Genomic DNA, 15,522 nt, shown 5'->3' with positions numbered 1-15,522 from the left:
ACAACAAGAGGGGAGTGTTGCGATGAGTGACCCCACGGCGGCCGCCACGGCCGCAACCCAGCAGGCCGAAACGTCCGGGGCGGACACCCGGGAGGCCCGGCCCCGCGAGGCGTCGTCCATCGAGCTCAAGGGCCTGCACAAGCGTTTCGGCAAGGACACCGTGGCCCTCGACGGCGTCGATCTGACCATCGAGGCGGGGGAGTTCTTCACCCTGCTGGGTCCCTCCGGCTGCGGCAAGACCACCCTGCTGCGGATTCTCGCCGGACTCGAGGCGCCCAACGACGGTCGGCTGCTGATCGGCGGCAAGGACGTCACCGACACGCCACCGCACCGGCGCAGCGTCAATACCGTCTTCCAGTCCTATGCGCTGTTTCCGCACCTGTCGGTACGCGACAATCTGGCATTCGGCCTGCGCATGCGCGGCGAGCCGGCCGCCGAGCGCCATCGCAAGGTGGACGAGGTCGCCGAGTTCATCCAGCTCGGCTCGCTGGTCGAGCGTCGCGTCGAGCAGCTCTCGGGTGGCCAGAAGCAGCGTATCGCCCTGGCCCGTGCCCTGATCTGCGAGCCCGACGTGCTGCTGCTCGACGAACCGCTGTCGGCCCTCGACGCGGGGCTGCGCAGCCAGTTGCAGGTGGAGCTGCAGCGCCTGCAGAAGCGCCTGGGCATGACCTTCGTGTTCGTCACCCACGATCAGGACGAGGCGATGGTGATGTCGGACCGCATCGCCGTGCTCGACGGCGGCATCATCCAGCAGGTGGGTACGCCCAACGAGGTCTACGAGCACCCCGCCAATGCCTTCGTGGCGCGCTTCATGGGCCATGACAATCTGTTCGCGATCTCCGCCAGCGAGGACGACTGGGTGGACACCGAGCTGGGCCGCCTGCGGCTCGACCCCGCCGAACAGCGCGACGATCAGGCCGGCTGGTTGCTGATCCGTCCCGAGACCCTGGAACTGGACGGCGAGGTGCCGGAGGGCTACAACCGGCTCGAGGGTACCGTCGAGGAACGTCTCTACCGCGGCAGCCGCATCGAGTACCGCCTGTCGGTCAACGGCCGGACGCTGATGGCCGTGGCCAGCAATCTGGGCCAGCGCATGCACGACGTCGGCGACCGGGTGACGATCAGCGTCTGCCCGGAAGATCTGGTTCGCGTCGCGGCCTGAGGAGAGCGCACATGGTGGAATCATCCCTGCTTTCATCGCGGCGCCGGGCGGTGGTCGGCGAGACCCGGCATCTGCTGTTCAGCGTGGCGCCGGGGGCGGTGTGGATCTTCGTCTTCCTGGTGCTGCCCAGCGTCTACCTGATGGCGGTCGCCTTCATGACCAACGGGCCCTACGGGCTGCCGCAGATGCCGCTGTCGCTGGACGCCTTCGAGCAGCTCGCCGGCTTCGGCTTCCTGGGCTGGAGCCCGGGCAATCTCTACACCCTGCTGCGCTCGCTGTGGCAGACCCTGGTGTCGACGGCGCTGGTCGTCGTGGTCGCCTATCCGATCGCCTACTACATCACCACCTGTCGCGAAAAGTGGCGGCCGATCATGCTGCTGGCGGTGGTGGTGCCTTCCTGGACCAATCAGGTGATCCGCACCTTCGGCTGGATGAACCTGCTGGCGCCGGGCACGCCGCTCTCCGATCTGGCCGATTCGCTGGGACTGATCGGGCCGCACATGGGGCTTTATCCCTCCAACTTCGCGGTGACCCTGGGGCTGGTCTACAACTTCCTGCCGTTCATGGTGCTGCCGCTCTACGCCGCCTTCGAGAAGCTCGACGTCGCCCAGGTGCAGGCCGCCCAGGACCTCTACGCCTCGCCGGTGCGCGCCTTCTGGCACGCGGTGTTCCCGCAGACCCTGCCCGGGCTGCTGGCGGGCACCGTGCTGGTAGCGATCCCGGCGTTCGGCATGTACGTGATCCCCGAACTGCTGGGTGGCGGCAAGAGCATGATGCTGGGCAACCTGGTGGCCAATCAGTTCGCCGGCGGTTCCAACTGGCCGCTGGGCGCGGCCGGGGCGATTCTCATGCTGCTGGCGACCTTCGGCGGTCTCTACGCCATGCGCCGTATCGGCAAGCGCCTGGGCGGCGGCGAGGAGGTGGTGATATGAGAAAGAAGACCCTCGCGCGCTCGCTGACCGGCTTCTGGTGGCTGACCCTGGCGTTCCTCTATCTGCCGTTGGCGGTGGTGGTGCTGTTCTCCTTCAACTCGGCCAACAGCGCGGCCCACTTCGCCCATTTCTCGCTGCGCTGGTATCACCAGTTGCTGGGCAACGAGCAGATCATCTCGGCCTTCTGGAACAGTCTGGTGCTGGCGATCGTCTCGTCGGTGATCGCCCTGGTCATCGGTTGTCTGATCGGCTATGGCATGTATCGCCACCGGCATCGCAAGCTGGGCTGGCTGATCGTGCTGATCTATCTGCCGATCGTGCTGCCGGACATCGTCTTCGGCATCTCCGAGATGGCCTTCTTCGTGCAGATCAACCGCGCGACCGGGCTGCTGGAACCGGGCCTGGTCACCATGATCATCGCCCACGTCACCTTCCAGATCCCGTTCGTCGCGCTGATCGTCTATTCGCGCTTCGTGGGGCTCGACCCGACGCTGTTCGAGGCCGCCAAGGATCTCTATGCCTCGCCGTTCCAGCGCGCGCTGCACTTTTTGCTGCCGACCCTCAAGCCGGCGCTGATCTCGGCGTTCTTCCTGTCCTTCACGCTGTCGATCGACGACTTCGTGATCAGCTTCTTCACCGCCGGGCCGGAGAGCGCCACGCTGCCGATCTACATCTGGGGCGCGATCAAGAAGGGCGTGACGCCGGAGATCAACGCCATCGCCGCGTTGATGATCGGCGCCGTCGCCCTGGCGGCGGTGATCAGTCTGCTGTTCAACCGACAAGGGCGCCGCTGAGGCGTCCGACGACCCTGGGAACCAAGGAGAGAGCGACACCATGAAAACAATCAAGACGCAACTCGCCGCCGTCCTCGGTGGCCTCCTGCTGGCCGGCGGGGCCCAGGCGGCCTCGGAGAAGCTGTACCTGTTCAACTGGACGCAGTACATGGACCCGGTGATCATCAAGGCCTTCGAGGACAAGTACGACGTCGAGGTGGTCCAGAACTACTTCAACTCGCTGCCCGAGCTGTTCGCCAAGCTCAAGGCCGGCGGGGCCTCCCAGTACGACATCATCGTGCCTTCCAACTACTATGTGCCGCGGCTGATCGAGACCGGCCTGGTCCAGAAGCTCGACAAGTCGAAGATCCCCAATTTCGACAACATCATGGACAAGTTCCGCGATACGGCCTATGACCCGGGCAGCGAGTACACCGCCGCCTACCAGTACGGGATCACCGGCATCGTCTACAACGCCGAGACCTTCCCCGACGCCCCCAAGAGCTGGTCGCTGGTGTTCGATCCCGAGGTCAATCCCGGCTACCCGTTCGGCCTGATGGGCGACGGTCAGGTCAGCATGGGGGCCGCCTGTGCCTATCTGGGGCATGGCTATGACTGCACCGATCTCGATGCCTGGAAGGAGAGTGCCAAGCTGCTGCTCGAGACCAAGCAGCGCAGCAACTTCAGCGGCTTCGTCGACGGCACCCCGGCGCTGCAGCAGCTCGCCCGCGGGGTGACCCACGTCTCGCTCACCTATAACGGCGACTACCTGTTCTACAAGGAAGAGAACCCCGACACCTTCAAGAACATCAAGTTCATGATTCCCGACGAGGGCACCGAGATCTGGGTCGACTCGATGATGATTCCGGCCCAGGCGCCGCACCCGGACCTGGCTCACAAGTTCATCAACTTCATCCTCGACCCCGAGATCGGCGCCCAGTTGTCCAACTACAACTACTATTCGAGCCCCAATGCGGCCGCCAAGCCCTATCTCGACGAGGTGCTGACCGAGCCGCCGGTGACCCCCGCCGACAGCGACATCGACAAGCTGCACTTCACCCCCAGCCTCGATGGCGACAAGCTGCAGACCTTCAACCAGCTGTGGACCGAAGTGCAATCGCGCTGAGGCCTTCGCCGCGGCGGCCTCGGCCATCGCGGCCCGCGGCGACCGGTCGTGCCGAGGCAAGACCGGTCGCGGCGTCGCTTAACCTGCCTTTCGATCAAGGATATTCCGATGAGCGAGCGTAACGGCCATGAACTCAGTGAATGGTTCAATGCTCATGGCATCACCGAAGTGGAGTGCCTGGTCAGCGATCTGACCGGCATCCTCAAGGGCAAGATCATGCCCGCCGGCAAGTACCTCAACGGCGGCCGGCCGCGTCTGCCCGACTCTATCTTCATCCAGACCGTCACCGGCGGTTATCCGGACGACGAGGACATCCGTTTCTGGAATCCCGCCGAACGCGACATGCAACTGGTGCCCGACCCCGGTGCCGTCTACCTGGTGCCCTGGGCCGACGATCCCACCGCGCAGATCATCCACGACTGCTATTACCTCACCGGCGAACCCGTGGAGCTGTCGCCGCGCAGCGTGCTCAAGCGGGTGCTGGAACTCTTCGCCGCGCGGGGCTGGCGTCCGGTGGTGGCTCCCGAGGTGGAGTTCTACCTGGTCAAGACTAACACCGATTCCGACTACCCGCTGGAGCCGCCGGTCGGTCGCAGCGGGCGGCAGGAGAGCAGCCGTCAGTCGTTCTCGATCGATGCGGTCAACGAGTTCGATCCGCTCTTCGAGGAGATGTACGACTACTGCGAGGCGATGGATCTGGATCTGGACACCCTGATCCACGAGGAGGGCGCCGGGCAGATGGAGGTCAACTTCCAGCACGGCGACCCGCTCAAGCTGGCCGACCAGGTGGTGATCTTCAAGCGCACGCTGCGCGAAGTGGCGCTGCGCCACGGCATGTACGCCACCTTCATGGCCAAGCCGATGGCCAACGAGCCGGGCAGCTCGATGCACATCCATCAGAGCCTGGTCGACGGCGAGGGCCGTAACGTCTTCGCCGGCGACGACGGCGAGCCCAGCCGGCTGTTCCACCATTTCATCGGCGGCATGCAGCAATACCTGCCGGCGGCGATGCCGTTCTTCGCCCCCAACGTCAACTCCTATCGGCGGCTGATGCGCACCGAGACCAGCGGCTCGGCCCCGGTCAATACCGAATGGGGCTACGACAACCGCACCGTGGGCCTGCGTGTGCCGGTGGGGGCGCCCGAGGCGACGCGCATCGAGAACCGCCTGGGTGGTGCCGACTCCAACCCCTATCTGGCGATGGCCGCCTCGCTGGCCTGCGGGTATCTGGGCATGCTCGCCCAGCTCGATCCGCGGCCGCCGATGGTCGGGTCGGCCTGGTCGGCGGGCAACAAGCTGCCCGACGACATCGGCCCCGCGCTCGCCGCGCTGCGCGAGTGCAAGCCGCTCGCCGACCTGCTCGGTGAACGCTTCACCAACAGCTACCTGGCAGTCAAGCGCGCCGAGCATTCGGCCTATTTCGGAGTGATCAGTTCCTGGGAGCGCGAACACCTGCTGTTGCGGGTGTGAGGCAGTTCCTCGGAGAGGAGGCAAGCATGCAGGGGACGATTCGCAAGGGGCTGCTGGCGGCGGGGCTGCTGGGCATGACGCTGCCGGCGCTGGCCGCCGAGCGGCAGCTCAATCTGTTCAACTGGTCCGACTACATGGACCCGTCGATCATCGCCGATTTCGAGCAGGAGACCGGCATCGAGGTGGTGCAGAACTACTACAACTCCAATGCCGAACTGTTCGCCAAGCTCAATACCGGCGGTGACTCGCAGTACGACGTGATCGTGCCGTCGGGCTACTTCATGCCGCGGATGATCCAGGCCGGGCTGGTGCAGCCGCTGGTCGGCGAGGGCGAGCACCTGGCTGGCCGCGAGGCGATCCTCGAGGAGTTCCGCAAGCCGGCCTACGATCCCGAGGGGCGCTATACCGTGCCCTACCTGTGGGGCACGTCCGGCGTCGTCTACAACACCGAGGTCTGGCCGGATCCCGAGCCGAGCTGGTCGCTGCTCTACGACCCCGCGGTCAATCCCGACCAGCCCTTCGCGCTGCTCAAGGGCGATGCCCAGTTCACCTTCGGCACGGCCTGCGCCTATCTCGGCGAGGGGTTCGACTGTGTGGGCCAGGAGCCCTGGAAGAAGGCCGCCAGACAGGTGATCGAGACCCGTCACCGCGACAACTTCGTGGGCTTCGTCGATGCCACCGCGACCCTCGAGCAACTGGCGCGCGGCGTGATCCAGGCGGGGATCGCCTACAATGGCGATCTGGCCTCGCGCAAGGCGAACAACCCCGAGGTGTACGACAAGATCGGCTTCTTCATCCCCCGCGAGGGTTCGCAGCGTTGGGTCGACGTGATGGCGATCCCCGCCCGCGCGCCGCATCCCGAGGCCGCCCGCGCCTTCGTGCGTTACATGCTGCGCCCGGCGGTGGCCGCTCGGCTGGCCAACTACAACTACTACACCACCCCCAACGAGGCGGCGCTCGAGCAGGTCGACGCGGTGCTGCGTCAACCGCCGGTGATGCCAGACGCCGAGGCCCGACGGGCGTTGCACTTCACGCCCTCGGTGCAGGGCGAGCAGTTGCAGTGGCTCCAGCAGTTGTGGACGGAGGCGTTGAGTCGCTGAGCCGTCGCCAGGGGCGCGGAATGGTCGGGTCCATCCCGGCCATTTTTCGTGATGCGTTGCAAATAAGACGCCATGAGGTTGGATTAGTCGCCGCCGAGGCGGTAACATGGCGTCATTGTGTCAAATAAAATCAACACTCATCGATTCCGTCTGGAGGCTCGTCATGCCGACTCCCGCGCCGACCGATCATGTGGCGTCCTACTACGCCGCCTCCGCCAATCCCAGCCCCGAGCGCCCCGCGCTGAGCGGCGAGACCCGTTGCGACGTCTGTGTGGTGGGCTCCGGCTTCACCGGCATTTCCGCGGCCCTGCACCTGGCCGAGCAGGGGCATCGGGTGATCGTCCTCGAGGCCGCCCGGGTCGGCTTCGGTGCCTCCGGGCGCAATGGTGGTCAGATCGTCAACAGCTACAGTCGTGACATGGACGTCATCGAGTCGCGCTACGGCGATGACACGGCCCGCGCGCTGGGCGACATGGCCTTCGAGGGCAACCGTATCATTCGCGAGCGCATCGCGCGCTACGACATCGCCTGCGACCTCAAGGAGGGCAATCTGTTCGCGGCCTGCAACGCCAAGCAGTTCAAGGCGCTGGTCGAGCACAAGGCGCTCTGGGAACGTTACGGTCACGATCGCCTCGAGCTGCTCGAGGGCGAGGCCTACAAGCGCGAGATCGGCAGCGAGCGCTACACTGGCGCCCTGCTCGATCACTCCGGCGGCCACCTGCATCCACTCAACCTGGTGCTCGGTCAGGCGGCGGCGCTGGAGTCGCTGGGCGGGGTGATCCATGAACGGACGCCGGTGACGCGGATCGAGCACGGCGAGCCGGTGCGCCTGCACACGCCCCAGGGCGTGGTCGTCGCCGAACGCGCGGTGCTCGCCGGCAACGCCTACATGAAGGGGCTGATGCCGCAGCTCGAGGGCAAGTCGATGCCCGCCAGCACCCAGGTCGTCACCACCGAACCGCTCGACGCCGCGCGGGCTCGCGAGATCCTGCCCACCGATCGCGCCGTCGAGGACTGCAACTACCTGCTCGACTATTACCGGCTCACCGCCGACAACCGGCTGCTCTACGGCGGCGGGGTCAGCTATGGCGGCCAGGATCCCGCGAGCATCGAAGGCGTGATCCGGCCCAAGCTGGAGAAGACCTTTCCCCAGCTGGCGGGCGTCAAGGTCGATTACGCCTGGAGCGGTACCTTCCTGCTCACGCTCAACCGACTGCCGCAGTTCGGGCGCATCGAGTCCAACGTCTATTACGCCCAGGGCTATTCCGGCCACGGCGTGACCTGCTCGCACCTGGCGGGTCGGCTGATCGCCGAGATCCTGGCGGGGCAGAGCGAGCGATTCGATGCCTTCGCCGGTCTGCCACACCTGCCGTTCCCCGGCGGGCGCACGCTGAGCGTGCCCATGACCACGCTGGGGGCCTGGTATTATCGGATGCGCGACGCCCTGGGAATCTGATCCTCGCCGCCGAGCCGGCTCGACCCGTGTGCTGACGAGGCGGTGTAACGTTTCGTGTAAGAAAACATTGTTCGATAACCGGGTTTCGAGTACGCTTTACCGATCGCAACCCGACGGCGCCTCGAGCCGGGCGCCGCTCACATCGTCATCCTGCAGGCGCATCGCCAACCCCGGCGAGCGTCGACCGTTTCGACGGCTTCGCCAGACGCTGACAGTGACGTCGGCCCGTGCAAGAAGAAGGAGGCGACCATGAACAAATCGATCGTTATCGGCACGACCCTGTCGGTGCTGGGCCTGGGCGGCCTGGCATTCGGCGCCTACCAGATGCAGGGTGGCGGTCAGGCCCCGCAATACGCCGAGGTGACCCACGTCGATCGCGTGACCCAGCGTGTCGAGACACCGCGGCAGGTCTGTGAGGACGTGGCGGTGACCCGCCAGCGGCCCGCCAAGGATCCCAACCGCATCGCCGGCACTGCCATCGGCGCCATCGTCGGCGGGGTGGTCGGCAATCAATTCGGCGGTGGCAACGGCAAGAAGCTGGCCACCGCCGCGGGCGCGGTGGCCGGCGGTTTCGCCGGTCGCGAGGTGCAGGGGCGCGTCCAGCAGGGCGAGACCTATTCCACCACCGAGCGCCGCTGTCACACGGTCAACGACAGCCAGGAGACGGTGGTCGGCTACGATGTCGACTATCGGATCGGCGAGAAGACCTACAGTGCCCGACTGGACGACGCCCCGGAGCAGGGCAAGCGCGTCCCGCTGGTCGATGGCCAGCCGCAGTGGCAGGCCGCCGCGCCGACCCAGGGCTGAGCATTCCCGTCTGTTGTCCCGGCGGCGATCCCTGTCGCCGCATGCTTGATAGCCCGGCCTTGCCGGGCTTTTTGCGTTCTTGCCCGGCGGCCTGACGAGTCAAGCCGCCCCGCTAGGCGAGGTCGCGGGCAACCCGACGACGAAGGCCCACGCAAGGCGGGCGGCCGTGGCTGCGTGATCGAGGGCGATATCCTGTTCGATGGGTGAACGGCTGAGAGGCGGATAGCGGTACGCCCCCGGCGCCGGCCGGGGGCGGTTGATGTCAGGCGAGGGAGAACCCCAGCACCAGGAAGATCGCGGCGGCGACCACGGCGCCGAGCAGCGCATAGGGGATCTGCGTCAGGCCGTGCTGCATCGGCAGGCAGCCGCTGCCCTGGGAGGAGAGCACCGAGGAGTCGGAGAAGAAGCAGGCATGACTGCCGAAGCTCGATGCCGAGAGCAGCGCGCCGACCACCAATGGCATGGGAGCGTCCATGTGCTGGGCGATGGGAATCACGATGGGAATCGAGATTACGAATACGCCCCACGACGAGCCGGTGGCGAAGACCACCACGGCCATCGACACGAAGACCACCGCGGGCAGCAGCGCCGAGGACAGGTAGGGCGTCAGGGCGTCGATCATGAACTCGGTCATGCCCAACTGCTGGTTGATGTCGCGCAGCACGAAGCCGGCGGCGACGATCGCCAAGGGCAGCATCATGGTACGAAAGCCGTCCATCACCGAGTCCATCAGTGCGTCGAAGGTCGCCAGGCGCTGGATCAGGAACAGCGCCAGGGTGAACAGGATGGCGACGATCGAGCCCATCAGCAGGTCGATGTCGAAGTAGGCGCTGGCACCGATCAGTACCGCCATCGGCGCGAGAAAGTTGAACAGGCCCAGCCACGGGCTGATGCGCGGCGCCTGGTCGTCCTCGAGCGGCTCGTCCGGGGCGTCGTCGGGGATCGGCTGCCCGGCGCGGGCCCGGGCCTCGGCGGCCTTCATCGGGCCGAAATCGGGAATCAGGCCGATGGCCACCAGCAGTACCACCGCCAGCGCGACCCAGCCGTAGACCATGTAGGGGATCGACTGGATGTAGAGCCACATGCCGCTGCCCTCGGTGGCGCCGTTGGTCTTGAGCAGCTCGGCGAAGTACACCGCCCAGGTGGAAATCGGCACCAGAATGCACACCGGTGCGGCGGTGGAGTCGACGATGTAGGCGAGTTTCTCGCGTGAGACGCCGAAGCGGTCGGTGAGGCGCTTCATCGATGACGAGATGGCCAGGGCATTGAGGTAGTCGTCGATGAAGATCAGCATGCCCAGCACCGAGGTCCACAGCAGCGATTGACGGCGCGTCTTGACCAGACGCTGCATGAAATGGCTGAAGCTCAGCGTGCAGCCGGCCTTCTCGAGCATGCCGATGAAGCCGCCCATCAGCCCTACCACCAGGATCAGCCAGCCGATGGTCTCGTTCTGCATCACCGACAGCGAGATGCTCGACAGCTCGCCGATATAGTTGTCAGGCTGCAGCAGGAAGAGCCCGGCCAGCGAGCCGATCACCAGAGCCTCGAGGGTGCGGTGGGTGGCGATGGCGACCAGCAGTACCAGCGCCGAGGGCACCAGACTGATCCAGCCGAAGTCGCTGCCGGGCTGGTGGTAGAGGGTCAGGCCGCCGATGACGGCGACGACGGCGGTGATCGTCAGCAGGGCGTTGAGCCGGCTTCTCTGGCGCGGCATCGAAGCCGAGAGCGTGGACGTCTTGGTCATGTCAATCCTCCCGCCCGCAGGCTGTCCAGCGATGGAAAACGGGGCGTCGTGCGGTGGTGGCGCTTGTCGTTGTGGTGTCCATGAGGCGTCTTGTCGTTGGTTGGATGACGATGAATGGCGCGCAGGGGCCCTCCGGGCCGGTGCCTGGGCAGCCGGCCGGTGATAGCGGTCTTGTGGTTTGGCGAGGCGTTGCGCGAGCGAGTCGCACCGACGGTCAGACGTGGCGCAGGTACCAGTCGTATTCCAGCGGGCTGACGGTCTGCATGGCCTGGGCGCGCTCGGCCAGGCGATTGGTGCGGTAGACGTGGTGGAAACCGCGCCCCAGCGCTTCGGCCAGGATCTCGCTGTCGGCGAACAGGTCGAGCGCCTTCTGCCAGCTGTTGGTCAGGGTCGGCTCGAGCTGTTCATAGGCGTTGCCCTCGATCGGCTCGCCCGGGTCGAGGTGCCGGTCGAGGCCGTGGCGCACCGAGGCGAGCAGGGTGGCCAGCAGCAGATAGGGATTGACGTCGGCGCCGGCGACCCGGTGCTCGATGCGGCGTGCCGCATTGGGGCCCGAGGGGATACGTACCGCCACCGAGCGGTTGTCGTAGCCCCAGGAGGGGGTCATCGGCACGTAGAGGCCGGGCTGGAAACGGCGGAACGAGTTCATGTTGGGCGCGAAGATCGCCATCGACGCCGGCATCAGTTCGAGCAGGCCGGCGATCGCCTGGCGCAGCCGCGGCGTGCCCAGCGGATCCTCGTCGTCGCTGGCGAAGATGTTGCGGCCCGCGTCGTCGACCAGGCTGATGTGGACGTGGGCGCCGCTGCCGGCCTCGTTGCCGTAGGGCTTGGCCATGAAGGTGGCCTCGAAGCCGTGATTGAGGGCCACGCCCTTGATCAGGCGCTTGAGCAGCACGGCGCTGTCGGCGGCACGCAGGGCGTCGTCGCAATGGATCAGGTTGATCTCGAACTGCCCCGGTGCGCACTCCTTGAGGGCCGTGTCCAGCGGCAGCGACTGTTCCTGGGCGGCCTGCTGGATCTCCTCGAGGAAATCGGCGTACTCGTCGAGTTCGCTGATCGAGTAGAGCTGGCTCTGGGTGGCGCGCTCACCGGTTCCGGGCGAGCAGGGCGGCTGGGCCAGCCCCGAGTCGTCGCGGCGCCGATCGACCAGATAGAACTCCAGCTCGAGGGCGACCACCGGGGTCAGGCCGAGCGTGGCGATATCCTTGAGCACGTGGCGCAGCACCTGGCGCGGATCGGCGAAGAAGGGCTCGCCGTCGAGTTCTTCCATGGTCATCAGCAACTGGGCCTGGCGCCCGTCGCGTAGCCAGGGCGTCGGCATCAGGGAGCCGGCGATCGGCCGACAGACGCGATCGCTGTCGCCGATGGACAGGCCCAGTCCCGTCTCTTCGATGGTGTTGCCGTTGATGTCCAGCGCGAACAGCGAGGCCGGCAGGTTGATGCCGTTCTTGTAGGCCTTGATCAGATTGTCGCGGGGAATGCGCTTGCCGCGCAGCACGCCGTTCAGGTCGCTGATCAGCAGATCGAACGTTTCGATGTCCGGGTGACGTTCGAGGAAGGCCCGCGCTTCGTTGCGGGCAGTGGCGGCCGTCATGAGCGAATACCTTTGCACGGAGGGGATGTGTCCATGGCGTTCATCTTTTCGTCAGCCAGAAGTGTTGTCAAATTTTTTACGTTCCCGGATGCTTCTCGAACGGGCTTGCGGCCCGCCCGTTTCGCCCTTAATGCGGCTTATTTGCCCGTATCGAGGCGAATTTCTAAAACTTTCGTCGACCCTTGGCAATCGCCGATCAAGACGGGTATGTTGAGAATAACGAAACAACAGACTGCACAAGTGAGGTAAAGCCGATGGACGCGCGCCCCCTGGTCGGCGTGATTGCCTGTCGTCGCGAGGTGGAAGGCCACCCGGCGCACATGGTCACCGACAAGTATCTTCGCGCCCTGCATGACTACGGTCTGGCGCCGTTGATGATTCCGGTCTGGGAAGACGGGGTCGACACGGCGCTGCTGGCGGTGCTCGACGGCCTGCTATTGACCGGCAGTTACACCAATGTCGAGCCGTCGCGCTACGGGGCCGAACGCGCCCCGGAGAACACCCGCGACGACCGGGACCGCGACGCGGTGGCGCTGTCGCTGATCCCGGCGGCGATCGAGCGCGGCCTGCCGCTGTTCGGCATCTGTCGCGGCTTTCAGGAGATCAACGTGGCATTTGGCGGCTCGCTCTACCAGGCCGTGCAGACCGTGCCGGGGATGCTCGACCATCGCGAGCCGGCAGGCGACCGGGCGGATCACTACGCGCCCAGCCACGACCTCGACATCGCGCCCGGCGGCGCGCTGGCCGGTGTCTTCGACCAGCCGCGCGCGCGGGTCAATTCGCTGCACCAGCAGGGCGTCGAGCGTCTCGGCGAGGGGCTGTGCGTCGAGGCGCGGGCCCCGGACGGCTTGGTCGAGGCGGTTTCGGTCGAGGGAGCCAAGCGGTTCGCCATGGCGGTACAGTGGCACCCCGAATGGCAGCCCCACGACCATCCGCTCTACGATGCGCTGTTCCGTCATTTCGCCGCGGCCTGTCGCGAGCATGCGGCCGCCTGATCCTGCTGTATTGCGTGGAGACCGTCATGAATCGACCCGTCACCGATGAACTCCGGGCGCTCGACCGGGCGCATCATCTGCATCCCTTCACCGACTTCAAGGCACTCGGCGAGGAGGGCAGTCGCATCGTCACCCACGCCGAAGGCGTGTACATCCATGACAGCGAGGGCAACCGCATCCTCGACGCCATGGCCGGGCTGTGGTGCGTCAATCTCGGCTACGGCCGCGAGGAACTGGCCGCGGCGGCCACCGAGCAGTTGCGCACGCTGCCCTACTACAACAACTTCTTCAAGACCACGCATGCGCCGGCGGTGCGCCTGGCCGAGAAACTCTGCGCGCTGGCGCCGGCACACATCAACCGGGTGTTCTTCACCGGCTCGGGGTCCGAAGCCAACGACACCGTGCTGCGCATGGTGCGGCACTACTGGGCGCTCGAGGGCAAGCCCGACAAGCAGGTGGTCATCGCCCGCGAGAACGCCTATCACGGTTCCACCATCGCCGGCATGAGCCTCGGTGGCATGGCGCCGATGCACGCCCAGGGTGGGCCTGGCGTGCCGGGTATCGTGCATATCGCCCAGCCCTATTGGTTCGGCGAAGGGCGTGACCGCACGCCGGAGGCCTTCGGGCGCGAATGCGCGGCGGCGCTGGAGGCGAAGATCCTCGAGCTCGGCGAAGAGAACGTGGCGGCCTTCATCGCCGAACCGGTGCAGGGCGCGGGCGGGGCGATCATTCCGCCACCCAGCTACTGGCCGGCGGTCAAGGCGGTGCTCGCCAAGTACGATATCCTGCTGGTCGCCGACGAGGTGATCTGCGGCTTCGGGCGGCTCGGTGAGTGGTTCGGCAGCCAGCACTACGGCCTCGAGCCCGACCTGATGCCGATCGCCAAGGGGCTGTCCTCGGGCTACCTGCCGATCGGTGGGGTGCTGGTCGGCGATCGGGTCGCCGAGACGCTGATCGAGGCGGGCGGCGAGTTCTTCCACGGCTTCACCTACTCGGGGCATCCGACCTGTGCCGCCGTGGCTCTCAAGAACCTCGAACTGCTCGAGGCCGAAGGCGTGGTCGAGCGGGTGCGCGACGACCTCGGGCCCTACCTGGCCGAGCGTTGGGCCAGTCTCGCCACGCATCCGCTGGTCGGCGAGGCGCGCAGCCTGGGCCTGATCGGCGCCCTGGAACTGTTCGACGCGGCCAGCGGCGAGCGCTTCGACAAGACGCTGGCGGTGGGCGGCCACTGCCGTGACGCCAGCTTCGCCCGTGGCCTGGTGATGCGCTCGGTGGGCGATACCCTGATCATCTCGCCGCCGCTGGTGATCACCCGCGAACAGATCGACGAGCTGGTGTCGCTGGCGCGTCAGGCACTGGACGATACGCTGGCCTACCTGCAGCGAGGCGCGCCGGAATGCCGTGCCTCGGGACAACGACTCTCTGGAGAGACGACCTCATGAGCACCGATCTCACCCACGCCGACTGGCAGCGCCTGGCCGGCGACCTGACCTTCGAGACCCGCGCCTTCGTCGACGACGCCTTCGTCGCGGCGGTGAGCGGCGAGACCTTCGCCACCGTCAACCCGGCCACCGGCGAGACTCTCGCCGAGGTGGCCAGTTGTGACGCCGCCGACGCCGAGGTGGCGGTGGCCCATGCGCGGCGTGCCTTCGCCGAGGGTGGCTGGTCGCGGCGCGCCCCGGGCGAGCGCAAGGCGGTGCTGCTGCGCCTGGCCGCGCTGATGGAGCAGCACAAGAACGAACTGGCGCTGCTCGACACCCTCGACATGGGCAAGCCGATCGCCAGCTCGCTGGGTGACATGGCCGGCGCCATCGGCTGCCTGCGCCACCACGCCGAGTCGATCGACAAGCTCTACGGCGAGGTCGCGCCCACCGGCGAGGACGCTCTCGGCCTGGTGCTGCGCGAGCCGCTCGGGGTGGTCGCCTCGATCGTGCCGTGGAACTTCCCGCTGATGATGACCGCCTGGAAGATCGCCCCGGCGCTGGCCGCCGGCAACAGCGTGATCCTCAAGCCCTCCGAGAAGTCGCCGCTGTCCGCGTTGCGCCTCGCCCAACTGGCCAAGGAGGCCGGCCTGCCGCGGGGCGTCTTCCAGGTGTTGCCCGGCTTCGGCCACACCGTGGGCAAGGCCCTGGCGCTGTCGATGGACGTCGACTGCCTGGCCTTTACCGGCTCCACCGCGGTGGGCAAGCAACTGATGCAGTACGCCGGCCAGTCGAACCTGAAGCGGGTGTATCTCGAGTGCGGCGGCAAGAGTCCCAATCTGGTCTTCGCCGACTGCAAGGACCTCGACGCCGTGGCCCGTCACGCCGCCGAGGCGATCTTCCACAACCAGGGCGAGGTGTGCATCGCCGGCTCCCGGCTGC

Annotated in this window: 13 protein-coding genes; 11 read left to right on the top strand and 2 right to left on the bottom strand. The window is 66.6% G+C overall.

Features of this window, described 5'->3' with window-relative positions:
• The first annotated feature begins 22 nt into the window (after positions 1-22).
• The 8 genes from D0901_RS09520 to D0901_RS09485 all read left to right on the top strand — a co-directional run bounded on the left by D0901_RS09520 (position 23) and on the right by D0901_RS09485 (position 8,826).
• Positions 23-1,162, top strand: a complete 1,140-nt coding sequence (locus tag D0901_RS09520) for an ABC transporter ATP-binding protein (RefSeq protein ID WP_129140076.1) — start codon at positions 23-25, stop codon at positions 1,160-1,162.
• Positions 1,163-1,173: 11 nt separating this feature from the next.
• The gene (locus tag D0901_RS09515) at positions 1,174-2,094 is read left to right on the top strand and encodes an ABC transporter permease (protein WP_129140075.1); all 921 of its coding nucleotides are present in this window, start codon (positions 1,174-1,176) and stop codon (positions 2,092-2,094) included.
• A complete protein-coding gene (locus tag D0901_RS09510) occupies positions 2,091-2,888 on the top strand; it encodes an ABC transporter permease (protein ID WP_129140074.1) in 798 nt (265 codons plus the stop codon). Before D0901_RS09515 ends, D0901_RS09510 begins: the two co-directional genes overlap by 4 nt.
• 40 nt (positions 2,889-2,928) lie before the next feature.
• The gene (locus D0901_RS09505; RefSeq protein WP_129140073.1) at positions 2,929-3,993 is read left to right on the top strand and encodes an ABC transporter substrate-binding protein; all 1,065 of its coding nucleotides are present in this window, start codon (positions 2,929-2,931) and stop codon (positions 3,991-3,993) included.
• Between the two features lie 108 nt (positions 3,994-4,101).
• The gene (locus D0901_RS09500) at positions 4,102-5,463 is read left to right on the top strand and encodes a glutamine synthetase family protein (RefSeq protein ID WP_129140072.1); all 1,362 of its coding nucleotides are present in this window, start codon (positions 4,102-4,104) and stop codon (positions 5,461-5,463) included.
• 26 nt (positions 5,464-5,489) lie between these two features.
• On the top strand, positions 5,490-6,563 hold the full coding sequence (locus D0901_RS09495) for an ABC transporter substrate-binding protein (protein ID WP_129140071.1): 1,074 nt from the start codon (positions 5,490-5,492) through the stop codon (positions 6,561-6,563).
• A gap of 163 nt (positions 6,564-6,726) precedes the next feature.
• Positions 6,727-8,019: an NAD(P)/FAD-dependent oxidoreductase gene (locus D0901_RS09490; RefSeq protein WP_129140070.1), complete on the top strand. Its 1,293-nt coding sequence runs from the start codon at positions 6,727-6,729 to the stop codon at positions 8,017-8,019.
• A 249-nt stretch (positions 8,020-8,268) separates the two neighbouring features.
• A complete protein-coding gene (locus D0901_RS09485) occupies positions 8,269-8,826 on the top strand; it encodes a glycine zipper 2TM domain-containing protein (protein ID WP_129140069.1) in 558 nt (185 codons plus the stop codon).
• 262 nt (positions 8,827-9,088) lie between these two features.
• Here D0901_RS09485 and D0901_RS09480 read toward each other — a convergent pair whose 3' ends face one another.
• Together D0901_RS09480 and D0901_RS09475 are read right to left on the bottom strand one after the other, a co-directional pair.
• Positions 9,089-10,570: a Na+/H+ antiporter NhaC family protein gene (locus tag D0901_RS09480; protein WP_129140068.1), complete on the bottom strand. Its 1,482-nt coding sequence runs from the start codon at positions 10,568-10,570 to the stop codon at positions 9,089-9,091.
• A 214-nt stretch (positions 10,571-10,784) separates the two neighbouring features.
• Positions 10,785-12,164, bottom strand: coding sequence for a glutamine synthetase family protein (locus tag D0901_RS09475; protein ID WP_129140067.1), 1,380 nt, complete (start codon positions 12,162-12,164; stop codon positions 10,785-10,787).
• Between the two features lie 254 nt (positions 12,165-12,418).
• On the opposite strand from D0901_RS09475, the gene D0901_RS09470 reads away from it, so the two are divergent.
• The 3 genes from D0901_RS09470 to D0901_RS09460 form a co-directional block, all read left to right on the top strand.
• Entirely contained in the window at positions 12,419-13,159 is a 741-nt protein-coding gene (locus D0901_RS09470; protein ID WP_129140066.1) for a gamma-glutamyl-gamma-aminobutyrate hydrolase family protein, read from the top strand.
• Between the two features lie 26 nt (positions 13,160-13,185).
• Positions 13,186-14,601, top strand: a complete 1,416-nt coding sequence (locus tag D0901_RS09465; RefSeq protein WP_129140065.1) for an aspartate aminotransferase family protein — start codon at positions 13,186-13,188, stop codon at positions 14,599-14,601.
• Positions 14,598-15,522 (top strand): aldehyde dehydrogenase family protein (locus D0901_RS09460; RefSeq protein ID WP_129140064.1); only part of this gene is annotated, 925 nt, incomplete at its 3' end. The genes D0901_RS09465 and D0901_RS09460, both read left to right, overlap by 4 nt.

It is taken from the genome of Modicisalibacter coralii (assembly GCF_004117855.1).
GTDB lineage: Bacteria > Pseudomonadota > Gammaproteobacteria > Pseudomonadales > Halomonadaceae > Modicisalibacter > Modicisalibacter coralii.
Note: the sequence above shows the minus strand (reverse complement) of the source record. Positions and strands in the feature narration are given on the sequence as shown.